Raw genomic sequence first — 24,494 nt, 5'->3', positions numbered from 1 at the left:
ATGAAAACAGTAGGTAATGATTTAGTTCGCCATCAACTGCATGAAAACCGTAAGTGGTATCTGGGCTTAGGGATTTTATTGGTCTTGTTTGGTTTAATCCTTTTTGCATCGCTACCTCTCGCGACTTTATCTGCAGTCTTTATCTTTGGTGTATTGATGATGTTAGGCGGTGTTCTGCATTTGATTGCGGCTTTTAAGATTTTTGAGGGCGGTTTTCGCTGGTTATGGGCGCTGTTTGGTGTGTTGTACTGGGTTGCGGGTTATTATGCTTTCACAACACCAGTCAAAACAGCCGTTGTATTGACCAGTATTTTGGCCGTATTCCTGGTCATTGCAGGCGTGATTCGTATTTTTAATGCGATACTATTTCGTACATTCCAAGGTTGGGGGTGGACACTTTTTTCAGGTATTTTAACCCTAATCGCTGGGATTATGATTTTAACTACCCCAGATGCTCCATTTTGGGTGTTGGGATTATTTTTAGCATTCGATATTTTATTCCAAGGGATTAACTATCTTTCTTTAGCTTCTTATATCAAAAGAGAAGTCCCGAAAAGTTCAGCAGATGCCTAAATGATCAATCTGAACAAAAAAAGAGTGCTTTAGCACTCTTTTTATATTTCAACACTCTTTTTATTTAAGTTTGAGAGCTGGCAAATATAATTTATGGAATATTTCACACGATGAAAACTTTTGTTCTTGCGCCCGATTCATTTAAAGAAAGCATGACTGCGGAGCAGGCCTGTACAGCTATGCAACGTGGGATTCAAAAAATAATCCCTGATGCGGTATGTATACATGTACCCATGGCAGATGGTGGTGAAGGTACGGTTGATGCCTTACTCACATCATTAGCGGGTCAAAAAGTCGAATGTGAGGTAACAGGGCCATTGCCATCACAACGAATTAAAACGTATTGGGGTTTATTTGATGGTGGGCAAACGGCTGTTATTGAAATGGCTAAAGCCAATGGGATTCATCTGCTTGAATCTGCGCAGCGGAATCCACTCCTAACCACAACTTTGGGAACGGGGCAAATGATTCGGCACGCCTTGGACGCAGGTGTGTCAAAAATTATTTTGGCACTCGGAGGCAGTGTCACCAATGATGCAGGCAGTGGCATGGCTCAAGCGCTTGGAATCAGGTTTTTAGATGTACAAGGGGCTGAACTGGCCGTTGGTGGTGGTCATTTACAAGAGATTGAACGGATGGATATGCAGGCTTTAGACCCTCGCTTGCAAAAGGTTCAAGTCTTGATTGCCTCCGATGTCACTAATCCGCTGTGTGGAGCACAGGGTGCGTCATATGTGTTTGGCCCGCAAAAAGGGGCGAGTGCAGTGATGGTTGAGCAGTTAGATCAAAACTTGAGCCACTTTGCAGATGTGGTGGAAACACAGCTGAATATGCAGATACGTAATGTTGCAGGGGCAGGGGCCGCAGGTGGACTAGGCTTTGGCTTAATGGCATTCACAGGTGCTAAGCTTCAGTCAGGTGCGACGTGGGTGATTGAGCAAACCCAACTGGCTGAGAAAATAAAGCAAGCTGATTATGTCTTCACTGGTGAGGGCAGTATCGACTTCCAAACCAAGTTTGGCAAAACGCCGTGGGCAGTGGCTCAGTTAGCCAAACAGTTGAATAAACCAGTGATTGCCTTTGCTGGACGTGTTGGAGAGGATATTGAGTCATTATTTGATGAAGGGTTTAGTCAAATTGTTTCGATCAATGAATCCGACTGTGATTTAGCCACAGCATTGAAAAATGCAGAACAGCATTTGCAAAACAGCTGTGAGGACATCACTCGACTTTTGCTTTTAAATCATGTTGAGCAAGCTTGATTTAAAATATTTGAGTCGGTAATTGATTCGAGCATAAGGCCTTGGCCTAAATTTGAAGATGTATTCCAGACAGAAATGGATAATCGTTGTTGTAGGCTCATATTGACGTCATAGATTTGTTAAACTAGTAGCATCCACGAATTGATGAGTGATTATGAGTTTAGCCAGCCTAATTGATGAATTAAACCCGCAACAAAAACAAGCTGCCACGACTGAGTCACAACACAGTCTGGTGCTTGCAGGGGCTGGCTGTGGCAAGACCAAAACTATTGTGGCGCGAGCGGCGTACCTGATTGATCAAGGGATTCCAGCCAACCAAATCCAGATTTTAACCTTTACCCGTCGTTCAGCCAGCGAGATTGTGGCGCGAGTGGAGTTGGCTTTAGGTGAGCAGGCAAAAGGTCTGCGCGCATCTACTTTTCATACTTTTTGTATGTATTTGTTGCGCCGCGTACCAAAAGCCTTTGGTTTAGAACAGTTTTCAATTATTGATCGTGATGATCAGCTGATGATGTTCCGTCTGATTCGTGGGAAAGATGATAAGAAAAATCCCAATCAGTTGCCTAAACCGCAAGAACTGTGTGATCTGTATTCTTTTGCACGAAATACGCGTCAAAAGTTGAGTGATGCCTTGGAAAAACAGCATCCTGAGCATTTGGCTTTTAAAGATCAAATTGCGGAAATCATGAAAGAGTATGAGACACGAAAACGTGCCCGTAGTTTTTTAGATTATGACGATATTCTTGCAATCGTGGCCTCAGCACTCGATCAGTCAGACGGTTTAGCCGACTATGTAGCATCGCTCTGCAAACACATGTTGGTCGATGAAATGCAGGATACCAATCCTTTGCAGTGGGCCTTGCTTGAACCGCTTAAAGACAAAGTGAGCCTGTTTTGTGTGGGGGATGATGCGCAGTCAATCTATGGTTTCCGTGGGGCAGATTTTGAAAATATTCACCATTTTAAAGAGCGGGTACCGAATGCTCAGGTGTTTAAATTGGAGCAAAACTATCGTTCCACTCAAGAAATTTTAGACCTTTCTAATTGGCTGCTCGATCAATCGGAGATTCAATATAATAAACGCCTAGATGCTCATCGGGGTGAGGGTGTAAAGCCTCGCATGCACATTTTCCCAAATGAATTTGATGAAGCAAAATGGATTGCGATCGACATTAAAGAGCGCCATTATTTACAAGGACAGCGCTGGTCGGATCACATGGTCTTGGTGCGTTCCAGCTTTGCAGCACGGCATATTGAGGCAGCGTGTATTGCGGCCAATGTTCCCTATCGTTTTATTGGGGGCATGAAACTGCTTGAAACCGCGCATGTGAAAGATTTACTGAGCCTGCTACGTGTGATTGCCAATCCTCTAGATGATATTGCGTGGATGCGTTTTCTCACCCTGTGGAATGGGGTGGGGGATGTGGGGGCAAGTCGTCTCGCTCAGCAACTTTTACTGGAGCCTGAGTTTGATTTGATCTTTGATAAATTAGAGAAATTTGGGCGAATTCCAGCTGAAACCGTGTTGATCATGAAGCAAATGACGGTACTAAAACAGGAAGTGCAGGCTTGCGTCAGTTTGGGTATTCAGGCGATTGAAGCGCAATTGGCAGAAAATTATAAAAAAGACTGGAACCGTCGCCAAGGTGACTTTGAGTTAGTGAAGCAATTGGCATCTAAACATACCCAGTTGAGTGAATTTCTTGAGGAATATGTACTTGATCCAGTGTCTATTTCTGAAATCGAACGACAGTCGGATACGGATGTCGTCACATTAATTACCATTCACTCGGCCAAAGGTACAGAGCAAAAAGTATGTTATGTCGTTAATGTCACGCCAGGGCAATATCCGCATGCTCGTGCCCAAGGTGATTTTAATGATGTTGAAGAAGAGCGTCGGGTCTTGTATGTGGCACTGACCCGTGCCCAGAATGAGCTGATTTTGACCAAGCAAAATTTAAGTCTGTGGGCGCGAGATATGATTGATGAGCAAGGGCGGAAAGTCGAAAGTTATTTTTTGAACGATTTGACTCGGAATTTATGTACGATGGAAACCCATCATAAGCCCCGTCAGCAAACCGTTAAAAGTGCACTGATTGAACGACAGTCGATTAATTTAGATTTTGGGATTAATCTCGATTAAACTAAACTGATTACATTGTGGTATTTGTTGTGCAATGTTCAGAAAGTAGCGTAGGCGATTGCTTTTTGATGATTTTGCCTATTTTTGAAGGTTGTTGAATGAAAATTTTAGTTCGTAGTTTAGAACGTACAGTAACAGAAGCAGAATTACTTGAGTTGTTTAAACAATACGGCACAGTTGCATCATGTACTTTAGTGTTGGATGTGGCTACAGGTAAATCGAAAGGTTTCGCTTTTGTGGACATGCCACATGCACGTGAGGCGATTAAAGCTATTAAAGGCTTAAACACATTGCGTTTGCATGGTAGCGGTATTCGTGTGAAACAGGCGGAAGATAAGCCTGAGAAGCCAGAAGCATAAGTATGAAGGAGCAATTGATGCTCCTTTTTTATTGAGTCAAGCATGAAAAAAATCTACCCAGCATTATCTATTGTTGCTCCGATGGGGCAATACATTGTACAAGGAAAAAAGACTTTAGAAATACGTTCTTGGCGCCCTACACATTTGCCGTTGAAAGATTTATTGATTGTTGAAAATCAGCATTATTTGACACAAGAGGGTGATGAAGAGTTAGGATATGCTGTGGCTATGGTCGATGTTGAGGCGATTCATCCGTGGAAAGAGGATGAGCTTGAAGTGGCTAAGGCATCATATTGGGACGAAGGATATTGGGCTTGGGTATTAAGTAATGTACGTCCAATGCTTGTCCAGACTCCCGCTATGGCCAAAAGAAAGATTTATTTTATTGAAATAGATCATGCATAATTTTCATTATGCACTGCTGTGCATAAAGTTTAATCTTGGCTTTGTAAAAAACGCCAAACATTAGGAACACCATTCATGACCCGTGTTGCCCGCTATCATGCAGATCGTACCAATCAAAAACTCTATTTTGCTCGCCTTGCCTGTCAACAAGCTGAGCAGAACGATCATGTGCAGCAAGCGCAGGCGCACCGTGAAGCAGCCGTCTTTCATTTACACGGTGCTGTACTGGCCTTTTTACAGGAATTGGTAAGATACTACCGCTTAAATGACTTTAACCCGACCTTGAAATCTATTGAGGAACAAATGGCAGTTAAAGGACAAGTTTCACCTGAGGTAACGGTGTTGCAGCAGTTATCAAAAGAAGGGTTTATCGCAGAGTTAAAGCGTGCTTATCGTTTATGCCAGTATGCGCCAGAACCAACGAGTCCTGAACCAGAGTCTGAAACATCATCGAACTTGATCATTAAAGTGACGCAAACACCGCAAGCATGGTTACCTGATACCAAAATTCTAAGAGAGTGGCACCGCGACTTGACGGCTTTGATTGATGGCTTCCGGAATGAGATGGTCGAGTTCTAAAAGCGATGACCAGCGCTTGAAGTTTGAAAATTTGTCCTTATATCAATAAGTCTAAGCGAAGCAAAGTGCAACTGCCTTTGCCACCATGTTGAACATGGAGGAAATATGTCTATAGAACAGTTGAAAGAATTATTTGGAAATCAAGAGGCCATTTTGGAATTGGTTCAACTTGAAGGTGGCGAATTGGCACTACGTAACGCAGGTTCTGAAAGTGCGCCTTTAGTCACGATACAATTTAATGATGAAGTTAAAGCCCTATTGGGTGATCAAGCAACTGTGGTTGCACAGCATATGGTGCAAGCGGCTTTATACGCCTTACTTGAAAAGCAAGTGGGTGAGTGGCAAGCTGAAGTTGTAGACGAAAAACCACAGTTCTTGAGCTAAACTGAATAAGAAAAAACGCACTGAACAGTGCGTTTTTTTTGTATCTCGTGTTTGTTCTTTAGTGGGTGGGTGCCTGATGATGCGCAATCTGAATTTGATTTAAAATATGATTGCTCATATTTTTTGCCATTTCTTCTTTGGCAAAATACACTTCACCAATGTTGTCACGACGAATTACTTCGGCTTCTTCTTTACTTTCTGCACACACCAAGACCTGAATCTCAGGATTGAGAGTTTTGGCAATATCTACGATCTTATGAATATCTAAAATATCCATTGGAGAAAGTACCAACAGGCGCGCATGTTGAATATGGGCTTGAATCAGTACTCCAGGATCGGTTGCTATACCAGAAACAGCCGCAATGCCTTTCTCACGGAGGTTCTCTACAATTTCACGGTTTTCTTCCGCAATCACCACTTTAATGTCTTCGGCCATTAACTGTTTGGTAATACGACGTCCCACTTCACCATGCCCAACAATCACCACTTGGTCACGTAAGTAGTCCTGTGAGACTTCATCAGGCAACATTGCTAGTGGATCCCCACTACGTTCCAGTAAGCGGGCTAAATGAGAGCGTTCACGAATCCAACGTTGTACAGGCTCAATGGCAGAGAACACAAAACTGTTTAAAGTGATGGAGATCAAAGCGCCTGCCAATATCAGGTTTTGTCCTTCTAAAGACAGAAGTTTGAGTGAAACCCCAAGCGTTGCCAAGATGAAGGAAAATTCTCCGATCTGTGCCAGTGAAGCCCCTACAGTGAGAGCTGTATTGATGGGATAGCGGAAGAAGAGCACCAGTGCCATAGCTGCAATGGTTTTGCCAATCATGATAATGGCAACGACAGCAAGCACATGCACAGGTTGTTCTACTAAGATGCGTGGGTCAAATAACATGCCCACTGCAACAAAGAACAAAATGGCAAAAATTTCACGTAGAGGGAGAGTTTCCTCTTCTGCACGATGGCTAAAGTCAGATTCTTTGACGACCATCCCTGCAAAGAAAGCACCCAGCGCCATGGAAACACCAAAAATTTTATAAGCACCGAAAGCAATGGATACCGCGGCAGCCACTACGGTTAAGGTAAAGAGCTCACGTGAACCAAGGCGAGCGACGAACTGCATGATCATTGGAACCAGACGTTTCCCGATGATCAGCATAAAAGCGATAAAGCCAGCCACTTTAAGTAGGGTGGTGCCGAGGGTAAGCCAAATGTTGGTATTTTCACTGCCTGCAAAAGCTTCACCACCGAGTAAGACCGCTGTTGCAGGTAATAAAACCAGTACCAAGACCATGACTAGATCTTCAACCAAAAGCCAGCCAACAGCGATTTTACCGTTAACTGAATTGAGTAGACCGCGATCTCCTAGGGCTTTGAGTAATACCACTGTGCTTGCGCAGGATAAACTGAGACCAAAAACCAGTGCAGAACCAAAGCTCCACCCCCAGAGCATGCTGACACCTATACCAAGTAGAGTTGCCACAGCAATTTGTAAAATTGCACCAGGTAAGGCAATGCGTCGAACTTGTAATAGATCATTCAGAGAGAAGTGCATGCCCACACCGAACATGAGGAACATAACTCCAAGTTCAGCCAACTGGTTCGCTAGATGCATGTCTGCGACAATACCAGGGGTGTTGGGGCTGATGATAATACCGGCAATCAGATAGCCAATGAGTGGAGGGAGGCGTAAGCGTACGGCAAGATAGCCGAAAATGAGCGCAAGCCCAAAGCCAACAGCAAGTAATATAATGAGATCTACGTCATGAGGCACTAAAAACTCCTTAAGCAAAAAAGTTAAGGGTGAAAAATAAGCAAAGCACAAACGGTGCCAAAAGAGATTAAAAGTTTAACAAGTCGAATGAAAAAAAAGCAAAAAAAAACGACCTGATACAGGTCGTTTTTTCCAAAAAACTAAAATTATTTAATTTTAGCTTCTTTGAAGATTACGTGTTGACGGATTTTTGGATCAAATTTTTTGATTTCCATTTTTTCCGGCATAGTACGTTTGTTCTTAGTTGTGGTATAGAAATAACCTGTACCAGCAGTAGAAACTAGGCGAATTTTATCACGCATGGTTCAGACTCCTTAGATCTTTTGACCTTGAGCACGTAGGTCAGCAACAACCTTTTCGATACCCAATTTGTCGATAATACGCATACCTTTTGTAGTTAGGCGAAGACGTACAAAACGTTTTTCGCTTTCTAACCAGAAACGGTGGTGATGCAGGTTCGGCTCGAACCGGCGTTTGGTTTTGTTATTGGCGTGCGAGACGTTGTTGCCAACGACTGGACGCTTGCCGGTAACTTGGCAAACCTTAGACATGGTGAACTCCATTGCTAGACAGCACCGATTGTGCGGCTAGTCATTAAAAGTAAACGGATGAAATCATTCAAGGGGCGTTTTATACCAAAAATGCGCTTAAAAGACAAGCGATTTTCATTAAAACTAGGCATGATCGAGTGTGATAGATCATGCCTTGATCATTTAACGAAGAAGGGTCTTTGAAATCAACTTGTGAATTGGCTTGTTAAACGGCGGAAGAATGAACTTCAAGCTATATAACTTGGGATTCGACATCACTGACCGTTCATGCGACAAACTGAAGAAACCTTCTGGACCATGATATTTCCCCATACCTGATGCACCGACACCACCAAATGGTAAATCGTCCTGTGCGACATGGGTTAAAACCGTGTTTTGTCCGAAATGCCCTGAATGAGTACGCTGTGCAACATAATCTGCACGCGCCTGATCAAAGTCGAAGTAGTATAAAGCAAGTGGACGCGGACGGCTATTAATAAACTCGATAACATCGTCTATTTGATCATATTCCATGATGGGAAGCAGCGGGCCAAAGATCTCTTCTTGCATAATGCGCATTTCAGGCGTGACCCCTGTTAGCAAGGTAGGGGGGACTTTACGTGTCTCTGTGAATATTTCATTGGCTGGATTGATTTCAATCACTTGTGCACCTTGTACACGGGCATTTTCAAGATAGCCTTGTAAGCGATTGTACTGCCGTGCATTAATAATCGAGGTATAGTCAGGATTATGCAGAATGTCTGGGTACATTTCTTCTACGCATGCTTGGAAGTAATCAATGAACTCTGCTGTTTTACCTTTAGGCAAGAACATATAGTCAGGTGCCACGCAAGTTTGACCTGCATTCCAGAGTTTGCCTGCAGCAATACGTTGCGCAACATCTTTTAAATGAATAGAAGGATGCACTAATACGGGTGACTTACCGCCAAGCTCTAAGATCAGCGGTACCAGATTTTCAGCCGCAGCAGCCATGACCGTTTTACCGACATTGGTTGAACCTGTGAAAATCAGTTTGTCAAAAGCTAAACGACAAAATGCATCGGAGACTGCGCCCCCGCCATTGGTCACTGAAACTAACTCTTGAGGAAAGGCTTCAGAGAGCGCTTTTTCAAGAATACGACCAAAATTAGCCGATGAGCTAGAAATTTTGATCATGGCATGGTTGCCTGCAGCCAAAGCACAAATCAGGGGTCCAATCGAGAGTAATAGAGGATAGTTCCATGGGGTAATAATGCCGATCACCCCTAAAGGTTGATACTGCACCCACGCTTTTGCTGGTTGGTGAATGATTGAAACATGACGTTTCGATGGTTTCATCCATGAGCTCAAATGCTTGCTATAATATTTAATATGCTCAAGGCACGTCAGTAATTCGCCAATTTTAGTCTCGCTGGTTGAACGGTTGCCGTAGTCTTGATTAATTGCCTCTGCAAATTGATCTTGATACTTAACTAAGATACGCTTAAGTCGTGCTAGACGGTCAATACGCTCTTTTGCAGTTGGCAGTGGGTAGCGTAAATAAGCGTACTTTTGCTGTTCAAGCACATCATGCAGATGCTGAATATCATAAGAATGTGGTGTCAATGAAGTTGTTTTTGTTTGACTGTTCATACCGCACTACCATTTCACATTTCAATTTATGTTTAATTTTTAGAGCAATTACTCTAATTAGTCAAGTTACTTTATGTGTTAGTCTTCTAATGCACTGAATGAATGGTTATTTTAGGATGTCCCAAACTAAAACGTTGAAAACCAAAGAACGTATTTTGCAGCTCAGCTTGCAGCTTTTTAACGAGCGTGGAGAACGTTCTGTTACGACTAACCATATTGCTGCTGAATTGAATATGAGTCCAGGCAATTTGTATTATCACTTTCGTAATAAAAGTGAAATTATCAAAGAGTTAATGGAGCAATATCAGGGTGAGACCTTGCAAATGCTTGCACTTCCTGATGACCGAGCATTGGATGCGAATGATAAAATTCGTTATTTTCAGGTATTAAGTAGCCAATTGTGGGCATATCGCTTTTTACATCGTGATGTCTATCATTTGGTTGAAAATAATGAAGATTTTCGTAAGATGTACCCGCGTTTTGCAGGGCAAGTAATGCAGCAAGGGCAAAAGATTTATCAAGCCTTTGTGGATGCAGGTCTCATGCAAATGACGGCCTCTGAAATTGAAGCCTTAATTATCAATTTATGGATTGTACTGACCAACTGGACTAACTTCCTTTATATGTCAGGGCATATTACTGACTCAAACCATTTAGAAGAAAAGTGGGTCTGGCAAGCGCTACGTCAAATGGTGTTCTTAGAAGGGGCATATTTACGTGGTGAGAGTCGTGAAACCTATGAGCGTTTATTAGATACCATGGGACCTTCGGAGCTGTTTTCGAGTTTGGCCGCATTTAAATCAGATGATAAGCCATAAGGTGTTTTGACAGCCGAGTAAAAAGCGCTAGAATACTCGGCTTGATTTTCATTTTACTGATTTAAACTGACATGAATATGACAACTGCTAACACAGCACGGTTACTGATTACTTGTGAAGATAAGCCAGGGATCGTGCAAGCTGTATCGAGCTTTTTGTATCATCAAGGCGCGAATATTACTGCGCTTGATCAATACGCGACCGAAGCTCAGGGCGGACGTTACTTCATGCGTGTTGAGTTTGAACTAGACAATTTGCAGTCGCGTAAAGAAAGTATCACCCAAACCTTTGCTGCAAATGTTGCAGAGCGTTATGAAATGCAATGGCGTTTGGCGCTAGTGAGTGATGTCAAGAAAGTTGGGATTTTGGTCTCTAAAGTCGACCATGCCTTATTGGAGCTCTTATGGCGACATTCACGCGGTGGTTTACCTTGTGAAATTACCAAAGTGGTTTCTAACCACGAGACTTTACGTGAAGCCGTTGAAAACTTTGGTATTCCATTTGAAGTGGTGCCTGTGACCAAAGACAATAAACGCGAAGCTTATGCAGAAATAGATCAATTAATGCAGGGTAACGATTTATTGGTACTTGCGCGTTATATGCAAATTCTAGATGAAGAGTTTGTGGCAAAGTGGGAAATGAAAGTAATCAATATTCACCATTCCTTCCTTCCTGCTTTTGTGGGGGCAAATCCATATAAGCAAGCACATGAAAAAGGTGTCAAACTGATTGGTGCAACTGCGCACTATGTTACTGCGGATTTGGATCAAGGCCCAATTATCGAACAAGACGTAGAACGTGTAAATCATGACTTTACGGTAGATCAATTACGTGAATTAGGTCAGGATGTTGAGCGTAATGTCTTGGCACGTGCAGTGAAATGGCACTTAGAAGACCGTATTATTGTGGATGGTAACAAAACAGTCGTTTTCCAATAAAAATAGATTGCGGACATGATGAGGAAAGGCATACATTAAGTATGCCTTTTTTGCTTTTGTTTTATTCGAAAAAACCATAAAAAGTGATAAATTAATAGTTGCAAATGAAAACACTTCTCATTTATCATTGCGCTACTTTATTGTACTAACCGATAAGCATGATAGTGGAAACCGACAATGTCTCTGCTAAGCTTAAATTAGGTAACAGATTTTAATGAGTTCAACAGTTACTTCTCCTATGCAAACACCTAACCCCATGAAAAAGAAAGTTGTTGCTGCTTTGGTTGCGGTTGTGGTGGGGCATATGGGTGTATTGTGGGCGGTGAGCCACATGAAAGCTCCTGAACTCAGACCCATCGAAAAAGAACCCATGAAGGTTCGTTTCGTTAAAATTCAAGAACCACCAAAACCGCTACCGCCTAAGCCGAAGGAAGAACCTAAAAAGGAACCGACTAAGCCGAAGGAAGTGAAGATTGTGGAAAAACCACAACCGACTCCACCGAAAAAGGTAGAAAAGGTTCAACAAGTTAAAAAGGCGGAAGTAGTCAAACCTGTTGTTAAACCAACAGAGACTCCTATTAAGCCGACAGTTACCACGACCATTTCAGAGAAAAAAGTCGAAAAACCTGTCGTACAACCAGAACAAGCGAAACCTGTCACGCAAGCTGAACCTGCTGATACTTCACCTAAGTCGGTGTCGATTGGTGGTTCAGGTGTGCAATGGAGCCGCTCTCCAAAACCAGTTTATAGTAATCAAGATTTACAAGGTGAAAACCGTCAAGTAGTCGTACAGATTGAAGCAAATGAGAAAGGGGTCATTGTAAGTGCCCGCATTACGCGTTCAAGTGGCGTTCCTGCTTTAGATGAAAAGATTTTAAGAGCTGTCAAAGGCGCTAAGTTTAAACCTTATAAAGAGAATGGTGTGGCTTACCCAATTCGGGCCGTACAACCATTTGATTTAGAATTGAATACAAAACGCTAACTTTATCAGGAGTTCGAGTATGAACTTTTCAGTTTATTGGCAACATGCTGATGCAGTCAGTAAAACACTGTATTTCATCTTGTTGGCAATGTCGATTGCAACGTGGACCATTTTTGTTTTACGTATTATGGGTACACGTCAATTGAAACAACAAGCTTATGCTCAACTTTCACAGGCTTTAGCTAAGTTAAAATCAAAGATTGCTACACTAAACTTTGATCAACGCAAAGCTGTTGCTGAACAAGCTTTGCTTCGTCAGATTTCTGCAGAAAAAGCAAATGCTGAGAAAGGGGTTTCTATTTTAGGAACTATCGCATCACTTGCGCCTTTCGTTGGTTTGTTCGGGACCGTATGGGGGATTTTCCATGCCCTTGTTGCAGTCGGTAAAAGCGGTCAAGCAGGCTTAGCACAAGTGGCAACACCTGTGGGCGAAGCACTGATTATGACGGGCTTAGGTTTGGCTGTTGCGATTCCTGCTGTATTAGCGTACAACATCTGCGCACGTGTGAACCGTACCTTAGCACATGAACTTCAAGATCAAGCTCATGGTTTGTTGATTGACACTATGTTGCAGCAAGATTCAGCACCAGCAAGTGCTGAGGCGAAAACAACTCAATCAGGTTTAGTTGGAGGTCAAGCTTAATGGCTTTTCAATTGGGTGACGATAACGATGCTGGCATGAATGAGATGAACCTCATTCCGCTGATCGACATTATGTTGGTATTGATGATCATCTTTTTGGTGACAGCGACCGTTGCCAACCCATCAATTCCATTAACTTTACCAAAAACGACAGCGGATATTATCGACCCGCCGCCTAAAGCGATTACTGTTAGTATTAATGCGAAGGGTGAAGTGGCTTGGGATAATCAAGTGATTAGCTTGGAAGAGCTGCAAACTCGCTTTAATGAAGCGGGTGCGTTAGAAACCAAGCCAACAGTTCAACTTCGTGCAGATAAAGAATCTCGTTACGATATGGTCGCGCAAGTGATGTCTCGTGCAAGTGAGGCTGGACTGGCAGATATTGCTTTTGTTAGCGATAACTAAAAATGTAGATGATAAAAAAAGCGACTCTTGAAGTCGCTTTTTTTATGGTCAGTTATTGAGTTATTTGCTGTCTTTCAATAAAGCCTGAAACTTAGAACGGAGTTTCATGAGTTTTGGGGGGATAGCAAAGTTGCAATAACCTTGGGATGGATTCCGTGCATAAAAATTCTGATGATAATCCTCTGCGGCATAGAAGGTTGGTACTGGGCTGAGTTCCGTTACAATATCGAGACCTTCAGCTTTTAAGTCAGCAATCGCCTGTTCCGCTACAGCACGTTGAACATCGTCAAAATAATAAATGACAGAACGGTATTGTGTTCCAATATCGTTACCTTGACGGTTAAGTGTTGTTGGGTCATGGGTGGCAAAAAACACATCGAGCAATTGCGCATAGCTGATTTGCGTTTCATCAAAGTCAATCAAAATGACTTCTGCATGATTGGTATCGCCACGACAAATGTCTTCATAGGTTGGGTTATTGGTATGTCCACCTGCATAACCACTGGTCACTTTATGTATGCCTTGAAGCTCTAAATACACAGCTTCTACACACCAAAAACATCCACCGCCAAAAAGTGCCTGTTGCATTTTAAAATCCTAATTGTGTTTATATCTGTTGATATCAGGGCAGATTGGTTCACTACAATGTTGTTCGCTACGGATTAAAAAAGCCTGTGTTTACAGGCTTTTCTTAGCAACGATTTAACGTGGTTGAATCGCTGAACCAAACTGTAGCAACAAGTTGCCATGTCGATCGAGTAGTTTCAGCGTCTTGCCAAACACTTGGTAATGAGTCACTTTTGCAAGTGCCTCCTGAAATTGTTGTGGAACTGTACTGTTGTTTAAACAAGCCATACGTGTAGTTGCGAGTTGGCTCAAGGTGAGCGTATCGCGTCCTACGGTATAGCTACCCATAATACGATTACAGCCATCTGCCCCGCTGATGCGGTTATCTGCTGAAAATTGAAGGCTTGGGATGTTACGTTCATTTGGCGCTGTTTTAATTTCAGTATTGCCAATCTGTGTCAAAATCCAAGCCCTTTGCTGGAGTTGTTGAATATTGGCTATTTCAATGGTATCGGATGGGGCAGGTGTAGTTTGGCAGCCAGACATAATTAAGCTACTCGCTAAAAGACTGCTTGCAATCAGTTTTTTTAACATGGGTCAGACTCTTATTGTGATGTATGCTGAGAACTATCAAAGCAAATTTTGTTTTGAATTGCTAGTTTTAACTTGATGACTTTTGGTTGTATCTATTTACCTGTTTGGTCAACAGGTAAACCTTGGCGGATCAGTTGAGAGTACTGTGAACTGGTTAAAGGTGTATGACTGTTTACACGTGGATTAATATGGGCTTTTTGATACCACGTTTTCATATCCCATTGTGGGCTGATCGCCCCTAAATCATATAGATAATTCGGCAAATAACCCGAGGCTAAAATACGATAGTCTGTTGGCCATTGCTCTTGGGAAATGGCTTGAACCATATCAAACACCAAGGTTGTGCAATTACTGGTGAGGGTGTTATACCATTTAGGATGTTCGGCTAACTCATCCACCTTACGTAAATACTCGGCGAACAGTGCTTTGCTTTCAGACTGTCCAAGGCGAATGGGAAAAAAATAAACCTGTTCATGACGAATATTACTGCGGGTATACACAATATCATGTTCGTCTGAGGCGATTAAACTCAACTCATATTTTCTAAAAAAACCACCGATGGCTGAAAATTCTTCATTTTTTTCTTTACGAATTTCAATAGAAAATGTGAGTGGTGCAGTATTGGCAAAGTCAAAACTGACGAGAGTATGCGCGATTTGCGGTCCCATCCAGTAGGAGGTGATGATGTTGACACCTGTAATTTGATTCAAATCAAAACTACGTGTATCCCACTGTTCAGTATATGAGCCATCTGAATGCCAAGTGAAATTACGAACATTGTGTAAGGTGACAAGGTCGCCTTGTTTTTCATAGGACAAAATTTTAGCGACTTCTGGGTTCCAGTCACGATCTTGGCGGGCCTCTAAACCAAAATACCAAGATAAGCTCAGTAAAAAACTAAGAATATAAATAACAATATCGCGGCGGCGGCCAAAAAAGTTGTGACTAATGTAGATGCCTAATACGCTGAGTGCAAAAGCAATCCATGTTCCAATCAAAATACGACTAATGAGCCAGCCGAAAGGCTCTTGAATCCAAAGTGCAAAACATAGCCAAATAGAACTGAGCAAAACAAAAATACTAAACAGGGTGTGAATTAATCCAAAACCTAGCGTTCGCCAAAATTCTTTATTTGTCATGTTCTGCATCATGTTTTAGCAAGAAGAATATGCTTTATTTTTGATAGGTTGCGAACTCAAATGCAATCCCTGTTTTGTCATCAATATGTTGTTCTGACGCGACTTTTTTAAATGTTGACGGAATGGTAGGATAGTACGCATCACCTTGCACATTGAGCTCAACATGCGTGAGTTCTAAACGATCAGCAATGTCGATGGTTTGTTTAAAAATTTCACCACCTCCAATGATGTAAAGGCTATTCGGCTTTTCTGATGCTTGAACATCCGCAACAGCTTGTGTTAAAGCCTCTTCGATACTATATGCCACTTTGGTTCCTTCAAATGACCAAGTGCTGTCGCGAGTAATCACCCAATTGACACGTTTAGGTAAAACACGCCCCATAGACTCCAGTGTTTTACGTCCCATGATGACGACACCACCTTGCGTAATTTCTTTGAAGTGTTTGAGGTCAGCGGAAATGTGCCAAGGCAGGTCATTGCCTTTACCAATGCAACGCTGTTGATCCATGGCAACGACATGTACAACTTCTAAGTTTTGAAAGGCCATAAGGTGCTCGAATGTGAAGTTTTATTATTTATTTTTCCTCAAGCAGAGGAAGAATATCTCTTTATAAATGCGAATCTCGCTGATTGAGCGAGATTCAATGAGTCTGTTTAAACAGCAACAGGAGCTTTAATCCCTGGGTGCGACTCATAACCAACGATTTCAATATCTTCAAACTTGAAGTCGAAAATATCTTTAACTTCTGGATTGAGTTGCAGTTGGCACAGTCCTAAAGGGTCACGGCTTAACTGAAGCTTCGCTTGCTCAAAATGGTTGGTATACAAATGCGTATCACCACCCGTCCAGACAAAGTCACCAACCTCTAAACCACAGACTTGCGCGATCATGTGGGTAAGGAGCGCATAACTGGCAATATTAAAAGGCACACCTAAAAATACATCTGCACTGCGCTGATAGAGCTGACAAGACAGTTTGCCGTTATGGACAAAAAACTGGAAGAGGGTATGGCACGGAGGAAGAGCAACTTGCCCTGCTTCTTGTGGATTCCAACCCGATACAATCAAACGGCGTGAATTGGGATTGGTCTTAATTTCATTCACTAACCAAGTAATTTGGTCAAAACCATCTTGTTCATATAGACCATCGGCTTTTTTCGTTGCGCCGAAGTTACGCCATTGATGACCATAGACAGGCCCTAATTCGCCTTCTGGGCGACCGAAACGTGCAGTTTGTTCTGCGGTAGACCATTCATCCCAAATAGAAACTTTATGGTCTTTTAAATACTGAACATTGGTATCCCCTTTTAAAAACCACAACAGTTCAATTACGATCGAACGAAAGTGCACTTTTTTAGTGGTTAATAAAGGAAAGCCTTTAGAAAGATCAAAGCGCATTTGATGACCAAAGACAGACCGCGTTCCCGTACCAGTACGGTCGCCTTTGTCGCCACCGTTGTCGAGGATGTGTTGTAAAAGGTCCAAATATTGACGCATATTTCTCTCATATTTTTGGGTAATCACTTATGCGCATTCTAGCTGTTTTTTACTGAGGATGGAACTTCGCGGGATTTGAGCTTAGTGCGATTATTTGCTGTTTTGGCATGCTTCACTTTTTGCCATTAAAAAGGATTCTGATGCTTCAATGTGAGGTTTTCTTCAGGGTTGAAACCAAAGAATATAGCTATTTTTGTGCCGCAAGACGTACTCATTTGGATCTATATAGAGTTCAATATGCAGGAAATTTGAGCGAAAAATGATAGCCCACAGGAGACTTTTAACTGATAGATTGTTTGATAATTAATTTTTTAAATGAATCTTTATTTCAAAAAATACAGTGAAAATAGAACTTTAGAAAAGTGGCTTGGTTCTTTGAAAAAAAATATTACATTTAGAACATGAAAGTTCAATGCTGAGCGGTTAGTATTTCCAACTCGAAAAGATGTAAGACCCTGATGATTGGGAGGAGTGTTGGTTTTAGTATGCCTTATGATCAAAACGTGAATATGAACGAAGTCTATGCGCCTGCGCAAACCAATATCATAATACGTTCCCAGTCAGAGAGAAACGTTACAGCTTCTGAAATCCTGACCTCGAAGAAGGCAAGAGAAAGAGCAATCAATAGTAATCAACGCGTAGATATTGAAAAATTTACGGGGTTTCTAAAAAATATTACTCGTCAAACCAGTACTCAGAAATGTGCGAAAAGCATTCGCTTAGGTCTAGAGTCTGCGGGTGCTCAGTTTAAAAATCATCCTGTTGCTGCGGCGGATTGGGGGAGAACCTTAACCAGTATTGGCTACCGCAAAATCAACCTGTCTTTTGATCAGCCTAAAAAAGGCGATATCTATATTATTGACCGGACTGCAAAAAATCGTTATGGACATATTGCCGCTTATTCAGGTAATGGCTGGGTTTCAGACTTTAAACAAAGTGGTTATGCAGTTTACCGTAATCAGAATGTGAACTATAGCTACTATCGAATGGATTAAAGGATATAAATATCCCTCCAATATTCTGCTTAAAATCTTCTTTCGCGTTGTGCATAGATTGACACTAAAAATAAACCAATTCCGCTAAAGCCGATACACTGAAGCGCAAGCACGATTTTATGCTGATGAGGTAAATAGCCGATTAAGCAAATCAGTGCAATGACGGGAAAGAATGTCACTAAGCGTGAAAAACCTTCACGATAAGGGTGATCTGGTACCATTCTCAATGGGATAAGGCGTAACAGATGCGTTGTAATACCAATCACTAGACTCAAACCAATAAAAATCGTGCCAAGCTGCTGAATTTGTGCTGCCATAAAAATCATCACACAAGTTGCAATAGACACGATCAGTTTAATTTGACGGGTACAGCGTTCAGAATACCAAAAATTCAACATGGTTTATTTGGACTCAGATGCAGTGTTGTTATGCAAAAGAGATAAGGGTGAGAATAAGCAAATACCTAATGCCATAAAGCCCACACCTTGTGCACCAGGAATAAGGAGCTCGCCATCTTTAATATTCATAAAAATCAATGCTAAGAGTAGAGCAATCGGAATCCATGTGAGTAAGCGATATAAAAAACCTGTAGGATTTTTCCCTGCAAAATGAATTTTACAATAACGACAAATCAGAAAAATAATCCCTGTGCCCAAGAACATCAAGACTGCATCAAGACGCAATGGTTCCATCCAATACAATAGGCCTGTTACGATCGCAATCGCGACAAAAATAAATAATTTTTTTAGAACAGAAATCGAGGGATTAAACCAAAATTCAAGCATGGGGATGATGTATTTTAAACTGAGATAAGCACCACTTTAGCATAATTTAGCCATAAAAAAGGGGGCGATGATGCCCCCAATATTGAATCATAGCGGTTAATTAACCATTGTTCTTTTGTGGACCCCAATCATAGATTTTCTTTTGGTAGGCATACCACATCATCCAGATTCCGACCAAGATCATTGGTAGGCTAAGGAACTGACCTTTACTCATCCATGCGATGAACAGTTGACCATTGTCTGGTTCCCGGAAGAATTCGACGATGAAACGCGCTATACCATAACCAATCAGGAAGAGGGCAGACACAGCCATACGTGGACGTGGTTTTGAGCTGAACCACCACAAGACGATGAACAGCAGTAAGCCTTCAAAAAAGGCTTGATAGAGTTGAGAGGGGTGACGAACCAGTTGTAATGGGTCGGTTGGAAAGATCATGCCGAGCGCAAAGTTCGGGTCGCTTACAGGGCGTCCATAGAGTTCCCCACCAATAAAGTTACCAAAGCGTCCAAACATAAGACCTGTAGGTACACAGGGAGCAATGAAGTCGAGGGTTTGGAACCATGTCATGGCGTACTTCTTACACCAGAACAGCATGGCAAGCATTACACCTAAGAAGCCGCCATGGAAACTCATGCCGCCTGTCCAGACTTGGAATAGCCAAATCGGATTGGCAAGGAACTGCTCAAAACCATAAAAGAGGACGTAACCGACACGACCACCAATCACTACACCGAGAGCACCGTAAAAAATCAGATCAGAGACCATGTCGGGTGTCCAGCCACGCTCTTTAGCGCGATAGCTTGCCAGTCCCCAAGCAAACAAAAAGGCCAATAAATACATCAGTCCGTACCAATGGACTTGTAAAGGGCCAAGTGCTATTGCGACGGGGTCAATATTTGGATAGGTCAGCATGCATATTCCTAGTCATTATGTTTTGAACAGATTTTAGCTGAAAGAGATGAAAAATGTTGTACATTCAATGTGTAAAGATGATGAGTATCGTTTATGTGCATTGTGGCAATTGCATGGCAGGTCTTGGATGATCTGCCATTGTGTTTGATTTCAAATCGAGATGAGTTCTATCAGCGTCCTTCGAGTCCTTTAAAACAGTGGGAAAATAGTCCGATTATTGCAGGGCAAGATTTGCAGTCTGGTGGTACGTGGATGGGTATTACACCCACAGGGCGCTGGGCGGTTTTGACTAACTTTCGTGATGGTCGTGATCAAACCAGTTATCCCACATCTCGTGGGCATTTGATTCAATCTTTTTTAGAGTCGGAACAAACGCCAATTCGTTTTGCACAAGACTTAGAGAAACAACAATGTGACTATGCGGGCTTTAACTTGTTTATGGGGGATCGTCATCAAGCTGTTTATATGAGTAATCGTGGTGAGGCACCACAGATTTTGCCTAAAGGCGTATATGTAGTGTCAAATGGTTTAATGACCGAACATTGGGAGAAGACCAAACATTTACGCAAACGCTTTACTCAAGAGTTTTTACCAATGTTGCAACAAAGTCATATTTTACAAAGTGATGTGGAGATGGCTGCATGGGATATTTTGGAAGATGAGCGTAAGATTATCCCCGACTTGTTACCACAAACGGGGATTAGTCAGGACATGGAGGAGTTATTGTCTTCGACTTTTATTCAAAGCCCAATTTATGGCACACGTTGCTCTAACTTCCTGCGCATGACTCATGAACATTGCTCTTGGCTGGAAAAGCAGCAACAGGGCGAGTTGAAAGGGCTTATTACTGAGCAGAGGGTAGTCGTTAAGACTTAAAAAATGCCGACTCGTTGTCGGCATTTTTTTAAGGTCGGTTTTAAGAGGCTTTGGTTTCAGTCTTTTTCTTTTCAATAGATGGCATCAAGTCTGCTGTTAAATAACCCACACTTGCACTATAGCCATTATTGTAATTGGCTAAGGTTGCGGCTTTCAAATCTGCTGATAAGCTCTTCATATCACCCGCATGCTGGAAATTGCTCATGATATAAGTCCAACCATTCACAGAGTCTACCGCATGTAAACCAGTTGACTCTGCACCAGCAGGGGTCGAGAGTAAACGTACAGGATCTGCTTTGGTATCAACGTTATATGCCCATAGGAAGTTATTTGGGTGGTTCCCACTGTCTTCACCAATGAACAACGTACGTAGCGTTTCAGAGAACTTTAAGTTGTCAGGGCTTGCGATTTTATCTGGATTTGCAGTGTTGCCTAAACTATCTACTGTGATGTCTTCACCCATCAATAACATTTTAGATTGATGTGGAACCCACTCACTGTCGATTGGTTGACCATCGGTTGTGTTCTGTCCTGTTGTTAAATCATGTGCCAGCACGCCACCTGCGGTGATTTTTTTCGTAAATGAAACATTGTGCGCAGCAACCCATGCCGCATTGTCTTTGATCATTGAATCTTGAATGTTGGCTAAAGCAGAATATGCCACTTTATCCTTAATGTTGATGGTGGTGCCTTCCATCTTGGTGAAGGCCATACTGCCTCCTTTGAGTGCTGCATAACGGTGGGTTTCAAGGAAGGCTGCTGCTTTTTCCATACCTGGTTTTACTTTTACCCAAAGTTTCTTCTTGGCTAAAATAATTTCGGTGTATGACGTGTCATTTGGATTGGTGGTTAAACTTTCCATAATATCGCTAGGTTGAATATTGTTAACATTGACCATGTTTTCAATTTCTTGACTGGTTGCATGACCAAGTTCAATCCATTTGATTTGACCTGTACTACTCTCTGTCAGTTCAGATACATATTGAGCGACATAAAGCTTACCAGCCGACAAATCTTTTGCGACATCGGCAATGAACATAAAGAAACCGCCGTTGGTGTAGTCATCGCCCATAATCACGGTACGGTTATCAGGCATAACATGTACAAGCTCATGCGAGATACGCCCCATGCAGAAGTGTTTTACAATGCTACCGCTACCATCTTTGTTGACAATCACCTCAGGTAAATGACCATAGTTATATGGTTTAGCGACTGTTTCATCCCCAAAGAAGTTTTTGCTGATTCCTTTTGGACTTGGCCCGCCAATACCTTGTTCAAATGCATCAGGTTCATATTCTTCGCTCGATAAATGTGTGTTCCACGGCGACAGACTTGCACCACACGTGATCCATAGTCCATGAACTGCCGATGTATCAACATTAAAGTATTTTTTAAGCTCTAAATGGCCTGTCGTTTGGTTTTGGTCTAGCGTTAAAATCGCGATTGGGGAGGGTAAGTTGCCATACTCGCTCACGCCAGCTAAGTTTAGGGATGCATATTCAAATTGCACCACATGGAACACTGGATTGCTTACACCTTCAACCTGAGCACCTTCTAAATGGATCAGTGATGAGCCATCTGGGCAGTCTGAAAAGAATTGGCGTGGTGAGCTTGGAACAGATGTATCCATAATGGCTTCACCTTTGGCATTAAAATAGCCCCCAGCAATGATTTCACCACCGCCCCATTTAGGCACTGTATTACCCGTTTCAAAAAAGCTTTGATAGCCGAGTTGGTACTCTGAACTGGTCGAGTCATCCCAGTCGATTTTGAGTTTTGAGCTGACCGAAGTTTTAGCACGGTCAGCAATTACAATCGGTGCTGCCATTGCTGTAAATGTTGCTGTTTTTAAGTTTGCAGGTTTTGTCACTGGTGGTGTTACATTGGTTTCGTTGTCGCTGTCATTACAACCGCTTAATGCTGCTGCGGTTGTCATTGCCCCAAGCGGTAAAAAAGGAATTCCCGCAAACCATTTTAAAAGATCACGACGACTTGGCTGATTTGTTGTGGCTGTCATAGTAAGTCCATATCAATAATTGTAAGTAAGTTGAGCTAGATTGTAGGAAGCGCAAATGACGTTTTATTTACAGTTTTGGGTCAATTTAAAGACAGAAGTTGATAGGATGATGCTTTAAATTACAAATGAAAAATCCTCCATACAGTGTTGGAGGAAAGAGAAGAGAAACTGATTCTTTTTAAGCTTTAGTGGCTTATAGTTTTTCTTTTTTCTAATAGTTTTCCGAAAAATAAACCAACTTCAAATAATAACCACATTGGTACTGCAAGCATAATCATCGAAAGTGCATCAGGAGGTGTGACAAACATGGCAATGAAAAAGCATCCGACTACGATAAAGCGACGCTTTTCAGCCAAACTTTGAGTGCTAACCACACCAATTAAAACCAGGATGAGGGTAATAATTGGAATTTCAAAAGTGAGTCCAAACACTAAAAAAAGTTTCAGGCAAAAACTGAGATAACTATTGATATCTGTCATCGGTGCAACACTTTCAGGTGAGACACTGATAAAAAAATGTAATATGGCTGGAAGGGTAATGAAATAGGCGAAGGCTACGCCAATATAAAACAGTGCAATACTCCCTACGAGCAAAGGAATGGCCAAAAAACGCTCTTTCTCATACAGTGCGGGTCGAACAAATGACCAAAGTAAATAGATGATAACTGGCATAGCCAACATCAGCGCAACAAATAAATTTAATTTAAATGGCGCCATAAATGTTGCTGTGACATCTGTCGCAATCATGGTGGAGTTGACGGGGAGTTGTTGGCGTAATGGCTCTGATAGCAATTGATAGGTTGTATTACGAAATGGCAGTAGGCAAAAAAACAACAACAGGGTAATACCAACAATTTTAAATAGGTACTTACGCAGTACAATTAAGTGCTGCATGACAGGCATTTGTTCTAATTGTTCATCTTGGCCTGTGCTTGAGTCGGGCCTTGTTGACACTTGATTCATACTGCGATCTTCAATTCAGGTTGGATAGGTACATTCGCTGCGTTGGGCATAGGTGTAGCATGTTGTTTAAGATGGTTGATTGAAAATGGGGCTAAAGGAGAAGGGGCTAGCCACTGATATTTATAGGTTATTGCATTTTCAACTTTGACCGTTGGAGCAGATTGACTGAGATGATCAAGCTGCTTTTGTAGACGCTGTTCCAACTCAGTCATGCGTTCAATTTCTTTTTGGATTTCTTGACGAAATTCAGAAAGCTTCAGCTCACGATCGACTTCTGTTTGAACACTATTGATAAAGCGTTTGGCTTTGCCATACCATTTGGCTGCAAAGCGTGCCGCTTCAGGTAGCTTTTCAGGACCTAAAACTAATAATGCAACAATAGCGAAGCATAATAGTTCTGTAATACCGACATTTAGCATGGCAATGCTCGCTTAGCTTTTGATCGTACTTTCTGTACTTTTGACATGAGCATCAATTGTTTTTGGCTCATTTAACTGTGCCTGTTCTGTTTCATCATCTCGAATCGACTTTTTAAAGTCTTTTACAGCACCACCAACGTCTTTACCTAAGTTTTTGAGTTTGGCTGTACCAAAAAGAAGAATCACAACAATTGCAAAAATTAGTACATGCCAAATTGATAATCCCGCCATGGGTCGTTCCTCATCATTTTTCATTTTCCCTATATCAACAGGCTTGTATGACATGGAGGTGACGGTCATATTT

General features: G+C 42.0%; 30 protein-coding genes. 14 read left to right on the top strand and 16 right to left on the bottom strand.

All coding sequences use genetic code 11. The annotated features are described in order from the left end of the window. From GBI16_RS04405 to GBI16_RS04375, 7 genes are all read left to right on the top strand, one after another. Positions 1–573, top strand: coding sequence for an HdeD family acid-resistance protein (locus GBI16_RS04405; protein ID WP_086209975.1), 573 nt, complete (start codon positions 1–3; stop codon positions 571–573). 110 nt (positions 574–683) lie between these two features. Beyond that, the gene (locus GBI16_RS04400) at positions 684–1,835 is read left to right on the top strand and encodes a glycerate kinase (protein WP_151706584.1); all 1,152 of its coding nucleotides are present in this window, start codon (positions 684–686) and stop codon (positions 1,833–1,835) included. Between the two features lie 154 nt (positions 1,836–1,989). After that, the gene (locus GBI16_RS04395; protein WP_151706583.1) at positions 1,990–3,978 is read left to right on the top strand and encodes an ATP-dependent helicase; all 1,989 of its coding nucleotides are present in this window, start codon (positions 1,990–1,992) and stop codon (positions 3,976–3,978) included. Positions 3,979–4,076: 98 nt separating this feature from the next. Beyond that, positions 4,077–4,337 carry an RNA-binding protein gene (locus GBI16_RS04390; RefSeq protein ID WP_151706582.1) on the top strand — a complete coding sequence of 87 codons (261 nt, stop codon included), beginning with the start codon at positions 4,077–4,079 and terminating at the stop codon, positions 4,335–4,337. Positions 4,338–4,379: 42 nt separating this feature from the next. Continuing rightward, positions 4,380–4,742 carry an ASCH domain-containing protein gene (locus GBI16_RS04385; RefSeq protein ID WP_151706581.1) on the top strand — a complete coding sequence of 121 codons (363 nt, stop codon included), beginning with the start codon at positions 4,380–4,382 and terminating at the stop codon, positions 4,740–4,742. Between the two features lie 75 nt (positions 4,743–4,817). Continuing rightward, a complete protein-coding gene (locus GBI16_RS04380; protein ID WP_086209970.1) occupies positions 4,818–5,321 on the top strand; it encodes a DUF6586 family protein in 504 nt (167 codons plus the stop codon). A gap of 105 nt (positions 5,322–5,426) precedes the next feature. Continuing rightward, positions 5,427–5,705 carry a hypothetical protein gene (locus GBI16_RS04375; RefSeq protein ID WP_086209969.1) on the top strand — a complete coding sequence of 93 codons (279 nt, stop codon included), beginning with the start codon at positions 5,427–5,429 and terminating at the stop codon, positions 5,703–5,705. 58 nt (positions 5,706–5,763) lie between these two features. On the opposite strand, the gene GBI16_RS04370 is transcribed toward GBI16_RS04375, so the two are convergent. From GBI16_RS04370 to GBI16_RS04355, 4 genes are all read right to left on the bottom strand, one after another. Next, positions 5,764–7,479, bottom strand: a complete 1,716-nt coding sequence (locus GBI16_RS04370; RefSeq protein WP_086209968.1) for a cation:proton antiporter — start codon at positions 7,477–7,479, stop codon at positions 5,764–5,766. Between the two features lie 146 nt (positions 7,480–7,625). Further along, positions 7,626–7,781, bottom strand: a complete 156-nt coding sequence (gene rpmG, locus GBI16_RS04365) for a 50S ribosomal protein L33 (protein ID WP_003654787.1) — start codon at positions 7,779–7,781, stop codon at positions 7,626–7,628. A gap of 12 nt (positions 7,782–7,793) precedes the next feature. Continuing rightward, entirely contained in the window at positions 7,794–8,030 is a 237-nt protein-coding gene (gene rpmB, locus GBI16_RS04360; RefSeq protein WP_000048256.1) for a 50S ribosomal protein L28, read from the bottom strand. 162 nt (positions 8,031–8,192) lie between these two features. Beyond that, the gene (locus tag GBI16_RS04355; RefSeq protein ID WP_151706580.1) at positions 8,193–9,641 is read right to left on the bottom strand and encodes a coniferyl aldehyde dehydrogenase; all 1,449 of its coding nucleotides are present in this window, start codon (positions 9,639–9,641) and stop codon (positions 8,193–8,195) included. A 116-nt stretch (positions 9,642–9,757) separates the two neighbouring features. Here GBI16_RS04355 and GBI16_RS04350 point away from each other — a divergent pair, with 116 nt between their 5' ends. The 5 genes from GBI16_RS04350 (at position 9,758) to GBI16_RS04330 (ending at position 13,426) form a co-directional block, all read left to right on the top strand. Continuing rightward, positions 9,758–10,459: a TetR/AcrR family transcriptional regulator gene (locus GBI16_RS04350; RefSeq protein WP_086209966.1), complete on the top strand. Its 702-nt coding sequence runs from the start codon at positions 9,758–9,760 to the stop codon at positions 10,457–10,459. 71 nt (positions 10,460–10,530) lie between these two features. Then, entirely contained in the window at positions 10,531–11,397 is an 867-nt protein-coding gene (gene purU / locus GBI16_RS04345; RefSeq protein ID WP_086209965.1) for a formyltetrahydrofolate deformylase, read from the top strand. A 214-nt stretch (positions 11,398–11,611) separates the two neighbouring features. Continuing rightward, positions 11,612–12,379 (top strand): energy transducer TonB, encoded by a 768-nt coding sequence (locus GBI16_RS04340; RefSeq protein WP_086209964.1) that lies wholly within the window; start codon positions 11,612–11,614, stop codon positions 12,377–12,379. Between the two features lie 19 nt (positions 12,380–12,398). Beyond that, on the top strand, positions 12,399–13,022 hold the full coding sequence (locus GBI16_RS04335) for a MotA/TolQ/ExbB proton channel family protein (protein ID WP_086209963.1): 624 nt from the start codon (positions 12,399–12,401) through the stop codon (positions 13,020–13,022). Next, a complete protein-coding gene (locus tag GBI16_RS04330) occupies positions 13,022–13,426 on the top strand; it encodes a biopolymer transporter ExbD (RefSeq protein WP_086209962.1) in 405 nt (134 codons plus the stop codon). Before GBI16_RS04335 ends, GBI16_RS04330 begins: the two co-directional genes overlap by 1 nt. A gap of 60 nt (positions 13,427–13,486) precedes the next feature. On the opposite strand, the gene msrA is transcribed toward GBI16_RS04330, so the two are convergent. The 5 genes from msrA to thyA form a co-directional block, all read right to left on the bottom strand. Beyond that, positions 13,487–14,014, bottom strand: coding sequence for a peptide-methionine (S)-S-oxide reductase MsrA (gene msrA / locus GBI16_RS04325; RefSeq protein WP_151706579.1), 528 nt, complete (start codon positions 14,012–14,014; stop codon positions 13,487–13,489). 114 nt (positions 14,015–14,128) lie between these two features. After that, positions 14,129–14,587: an META domain-containing protein gene (locus tag GBI16_RS04320; protein WP_086209960.1), complete on the bottom strand. Its 459-nt coding sequence runs from the start codon at positions 14,585–14,587 to the stop codon at positions 14,129–14,131. Positions 14,588–14,679: 92 nt separating this feature from the next. Beyond that, positions 14,680–15,735: a DUF4105 domain-containing protein gene (locus GBI16_RS04315; protein ID WP_404814575.1), complete on the bottom strand. Its 1,056-nt coding sequence runs from the start codon at positions 15,733–15,735 to the stop codon at positions 14,680–14,682. Between the two features lie 25 nt (positions 15,736–15,760). Then, complete coding sequence (locus GBI16_RS04310) at positions 15,761–16,273, bottom strand: dihydrofolate reductase (RefSeq protein WP_086209958.1); 513 nt, start codon at positions 16,271–16,273, stop codon at positions 15,761–15,763. Between the two features lie 107 nt (positions 16,274–16,380). Further along, a complete protein-coding gene (gene thyA, locus GBI16_RS04305; RefSeq protein ID WP_086209957.1) occupies positions 16,381–17,223 on the bottom strand; it encodes a thymidylate synthase in 843 nt (280 codons plus the stop codon). A 485-nt stretch (positions 17,224–17,708) separates the two neighbouring features. Between thyA and GBI16_RS04300 the strand changes: the two genes are divergently transcribed. Then, positions 17,709–18,218 (top strand): CHAP domain-containing protein, encoded by a 510-nt coding sequence (locus GBI16_RS04300; protein WP_086209956.1) that lies wholly within the window; start codon positions 17,709–17,711, stop codon positions 18,216–18,218. A gap of 29 nt (positions 18,219–18,247) precedes the next feature. Here GBI16_RS04300 and GBI16_RS04295 read toward each other — a convergent pair whose 3' ends face one another. From GBI16_RS04295 to lgt, 3 genes are all read right to left on the bottom strand, one after another. Further along, the gene (locus GBI16_RS04295) at positions 18,248–18,616 is read right to left on the bottom strand and encodes a hypothetical protein (RefSeq protein WP_151706577.1); all 369 of its coding nucleotides are present in this window, start codon (positions 18,614–18,616) and stop codon (positions 18,248–18,250) included. Positions 18,617–18,619: 3 nt separating this feature from the next. Then, on the bottom strand, positions 18,620–19,003 hold the full coding sequence (locus GBI16_RS04290; RefSeq protein WP_086209954.1) for a hypothetical protein: 384 nt from the start codon (positions 19,001–19,003) through the stop codon (positions 18,620–18,622). Positions 19,004–19,103: 100 nt separating this feature from the next. Then, positions 19,104–19,916, bottom strand: coding sequence for a prolipoprotein diacylglyceryl transferase (lgt, locus tag GBI16_RS04285; RefSeq protein WP_110974991.1), 813 nt, complete (start codon positions 19,914–19,916; stop codon positions 19,104–19,106). 93 nt (positions 19,917–20,009) lie between these two features. Between lgt and GBI16_RS04280 the strand changes: the two genes are divergently transcribed. Beyond that, positions 20,010–20,792, top strand: a complete 783-nt coding sequence (locus GBI16_RS04280; RefSeq protein ID WP_086209952.1) for an NRDE family protein — start codon at positions 20,010–20,012, stop codon at positions 20,790–20,792. Positions 20,793–20,832: 40 nt separating this feature from the next. On the opposite strand, the gene GBI16_RS04275 is transcribed toward GBI16_RS04280, so the two are convergent. The 4 genes from GBI16_RS04275 to tatA all read right to left on the bottom strand — a co-directional run bounded on the left by GBI16_RS04275 (position 20,833) and on the right by tatA (position 24,421). Beyond that, a complete protein-coding gene (locus GBI16_RS04275) occupies positions 20,833–22,809 on the bottom strand; it encodes a PhoX family phosphatase (RefSeq protein WP_151706576.1) in 1,977 nt (658 codons plus the stop codon). Between the two features lie 185 nt (positions 22,810–22,994). Further along, positions 22,995–23,771, bottom strand: coding sequence for a twin-arginine translocase subunit TatC (gene tatC, locus GBI16_RS04270; protein ID WP_151706575.1), 777 nt, complete (start codon positions 23,769–23,771; stop codon positions 22,995–22,997). Next, positions 23,768–24,190 (bottom strand): Sec-independent protein translocase protein TatB, encoded by a 423-nt coding sequence (gene tatB / locus GBI16_RS04265; protein WP_151706574.1) that lies wholly within the window; start codon positions 24,188–24,190, stop codon positions 23,768–23,770. Before tatB ends, tatC begins: the two co-directional genes overlap by 4 nt. Before the next feature lie 12 nt (positions 24,191–24,202). After that, the gene (gene tatA / locus GBI16_RS04260; RefSeq protein WP_086210022.1) at positions 24,203–24,421 is read right to left on the bottom strand and encodes a Sec-independent protein translocase subunit TatA; all 219 of its coding nucleotides are present in this window, start codon (positions 24,419–24,421) and stop codon (positions 24,203–24,205) included. Between the last annotated feature and the right edge of the window lie 73 nt (positions 24,422–24,494).

Source organism: Acinetobacter sp. TUM15064, from assembly GCF_008980265.1.
GTDB lineage: Bacteria > Pseudomonadota > Gammaproteobacteria > Pseudomonadales > Moraxellaceae > Acinetobacter.
Note: the sequence above shows the minus strand (reverse complement) of the source record. Positions and strands in the feature narration are given on the sequence as shown.

Bases quoted from the DNA above. Each gene is read 5' to 3' on its own strand.
- thyA (WP_086209957.1), bottom strand. From the start codon at position 17,223: ATGCGTCAATATTTGGACCTTTTACAACACATCCTCGACAACGGTGGC.
- tatC (WP_151706575.1), bottom strand. From the start codon at position 23,771: ATGAATCAAGTGTCAACAAGGCCCGACTCAAGCACAGGCCAAGATGAA.
- GBI16_RS04355 (WP_151706580.1), bottom strand. From the start codon at position 9,641: ATGAACAGTCAAACAAAAACAACTTCATTGACACCACATTCTTATGAT.
- GBI16_RS04395 (WP_151706583.1), top strand. From the start codon at position 1,990: ATGAGTTTAGCCAGCCTAATTGATGAATTAAACCCGCAACAAAAACAA.
- msrA (WP_151706579.1), bottom strand. From the start codon at position 14,014: ATGCAACAGGCACTTTTTGGCGGTGGATGTTTTTGGTGTGTAGAAGCT.
- GBI16_RS04340 (WP_086209964.1), top strand. From the start codon at position 11,612: ATGAGTTCAACAGTTACTTCTCCTATGCAAACACCTAACCCCATGAAA.
- GBI16_RS04375 (WP_086209969.1), top strand. From the start codon at position 5,427: ATGTCTATAGAACAGTTGAAAGAATTATTTGGAAATCAAGAGGCCATT.
- GBI16_RS04380 (WP_086209970.1), top strand. From the start codon at position 4,818: ATGACCCGTGTTGCCCGCTATCATGCAGATCGTACCAATCAAAAACTC.
- GBI16_RS04300 (WP_086209956.1), top strand. From the start codon at position 17,709: ATGCCTTATGATCAAAACGTGAATATGAACGAAGTCTATGCGCCTGCG.
- GBI16_RS04290 (WP_086209954.1), bottom strand. From the start codon at position 19,003: ATGCTTGAATTTTGGTTTAATCCCTCGATTTCTGTTCTAAAAAAATTA.
- rpmG (WP_003654787.1), bottom strand. From the start codon at position 7,781: ATGCGTGATAAAATTCGCCTAGTTTCTACTGCTGGTACAGGTTATTTC.
- tatA (WP_086210022.1), bottom strand. From the start codon at position 24,421: ATGGCGGGATTATCAATTTGGCATGTACTAATTTTTGCAATTGTTGTG.
- GBI16_RS04330 (WP_086209962.1), top strand. From the start codon at position 13,022: ATGGCTTTTCAATTGGGTGACGATAACGATGCTGGCATGAATGAGATG.
- GBI16_RS04320 (WP_086209960.1), bottom strand. From the start codon at position 14,587: ATGTTAAAAAAACTGATTGCAAGCAGTCTTTTAGCGAGTAGCTTAATT.
- rpmB (WP_000048256.1), bottom strand. From the start codon at position 8,030: ATGTCTAAGGTTTGCCAAGTTACCGGCAAGCGTCCAGTCGTTGGCAAC.
- GBI16_RS04350 (WP_086209966.1), top strand. From the start codon at position 9,758: ATGTCCCAAACTAAAACGTTGAAAACCAAAGAACGTATTTTGCAGCTC.
- tatB (WP_151706574.1), bottom strand. From the start codon at position 24,190: ATGCTAAATGTCGGTATTACAGAACTATTATGCTTCGCTATTGTTGCA.
- purU (WP_086209965.1), top strand. From the start codon at position 10,531: ATGAATATGACAACTGCTAACACAGCACGGTTACTGATTACTTGTGAA.
- GBI16_RS04280 (WP_086209952.1), top strand. From the start codon at position 20,010: ATGTGCATTGTGGCAATTGCATGGCAGGTCTTGGATGATCTGCCATTG.
- GBI16_RS04310 (WP_086209958.1), bottom strand. From the start codon at position 16,273: ATGGCCTTTCAAAACTTAGAAGTTGTACATGTCGTTGCCATGGATCAA.
- lgt (WP_110974991.1), bottom strand. From the start codon at position 19,916: ATGCTGACCTATCCAAATATTGACCCCGTCGCAATAGCACTTGGCCCT.
- GBI16_RS04275 (WP_151706576.1), bottom strand. From the start codon at position 22,809: ATGACAGCCACAACAAATCAGCCAAGTCGTCGTGATCTTTTAAAATGG.
- GBI16_RS04390 (WP_151706582.1), top strand. From the start codon at position 4,077: ATGAAAATTTTAGTTCGTAGTTTAGAACGTACAGTAACAGAAGCAGAA.
- GBI16_RS04315 (WP_404814575.1), bottom strand. From the start codon at position 15,735: ATGCAGAACATGACAAATAAAGAATTTTGGCGAACGCTAGGTTTTGGA.
- GBI16_RS04400 (WP_151706584.1), top strand. From the start codon at position 684: ATGAAAACTTTTGTTCTTGCGCCCGATTCATTTAAAGAAAGCATGACT.
- GBI16_RS04405 (WP_086209975.1), top strand. From the start codon at position 1: ATGAAAACAGTAGGTAATGATTTAGTTCGCCATCAACTGCATGAAAAC.
- GBI16_RS04295 (WP_151706577.1), bottom strand. From the start codon at position 18,616: ATGTTGAATTTTTGGTATTCTGAACGCTGTACCCGTCAAATTAAACTG.
- GBI16_RS04335 (WP_086209963.1), top strand. From the start codon at position 12,399: ATGAACTTTTCAGTTTATTGGCAACATGCTGATGCAGTCAGTAAAACA.
- GBI16_RS04385 (WP_151706581.1), top strand. From the start codon at position 4,380: ATGAAAAAAATCTACCCAGCATTATCTATTGTTGCTCCGATGGGGCAA.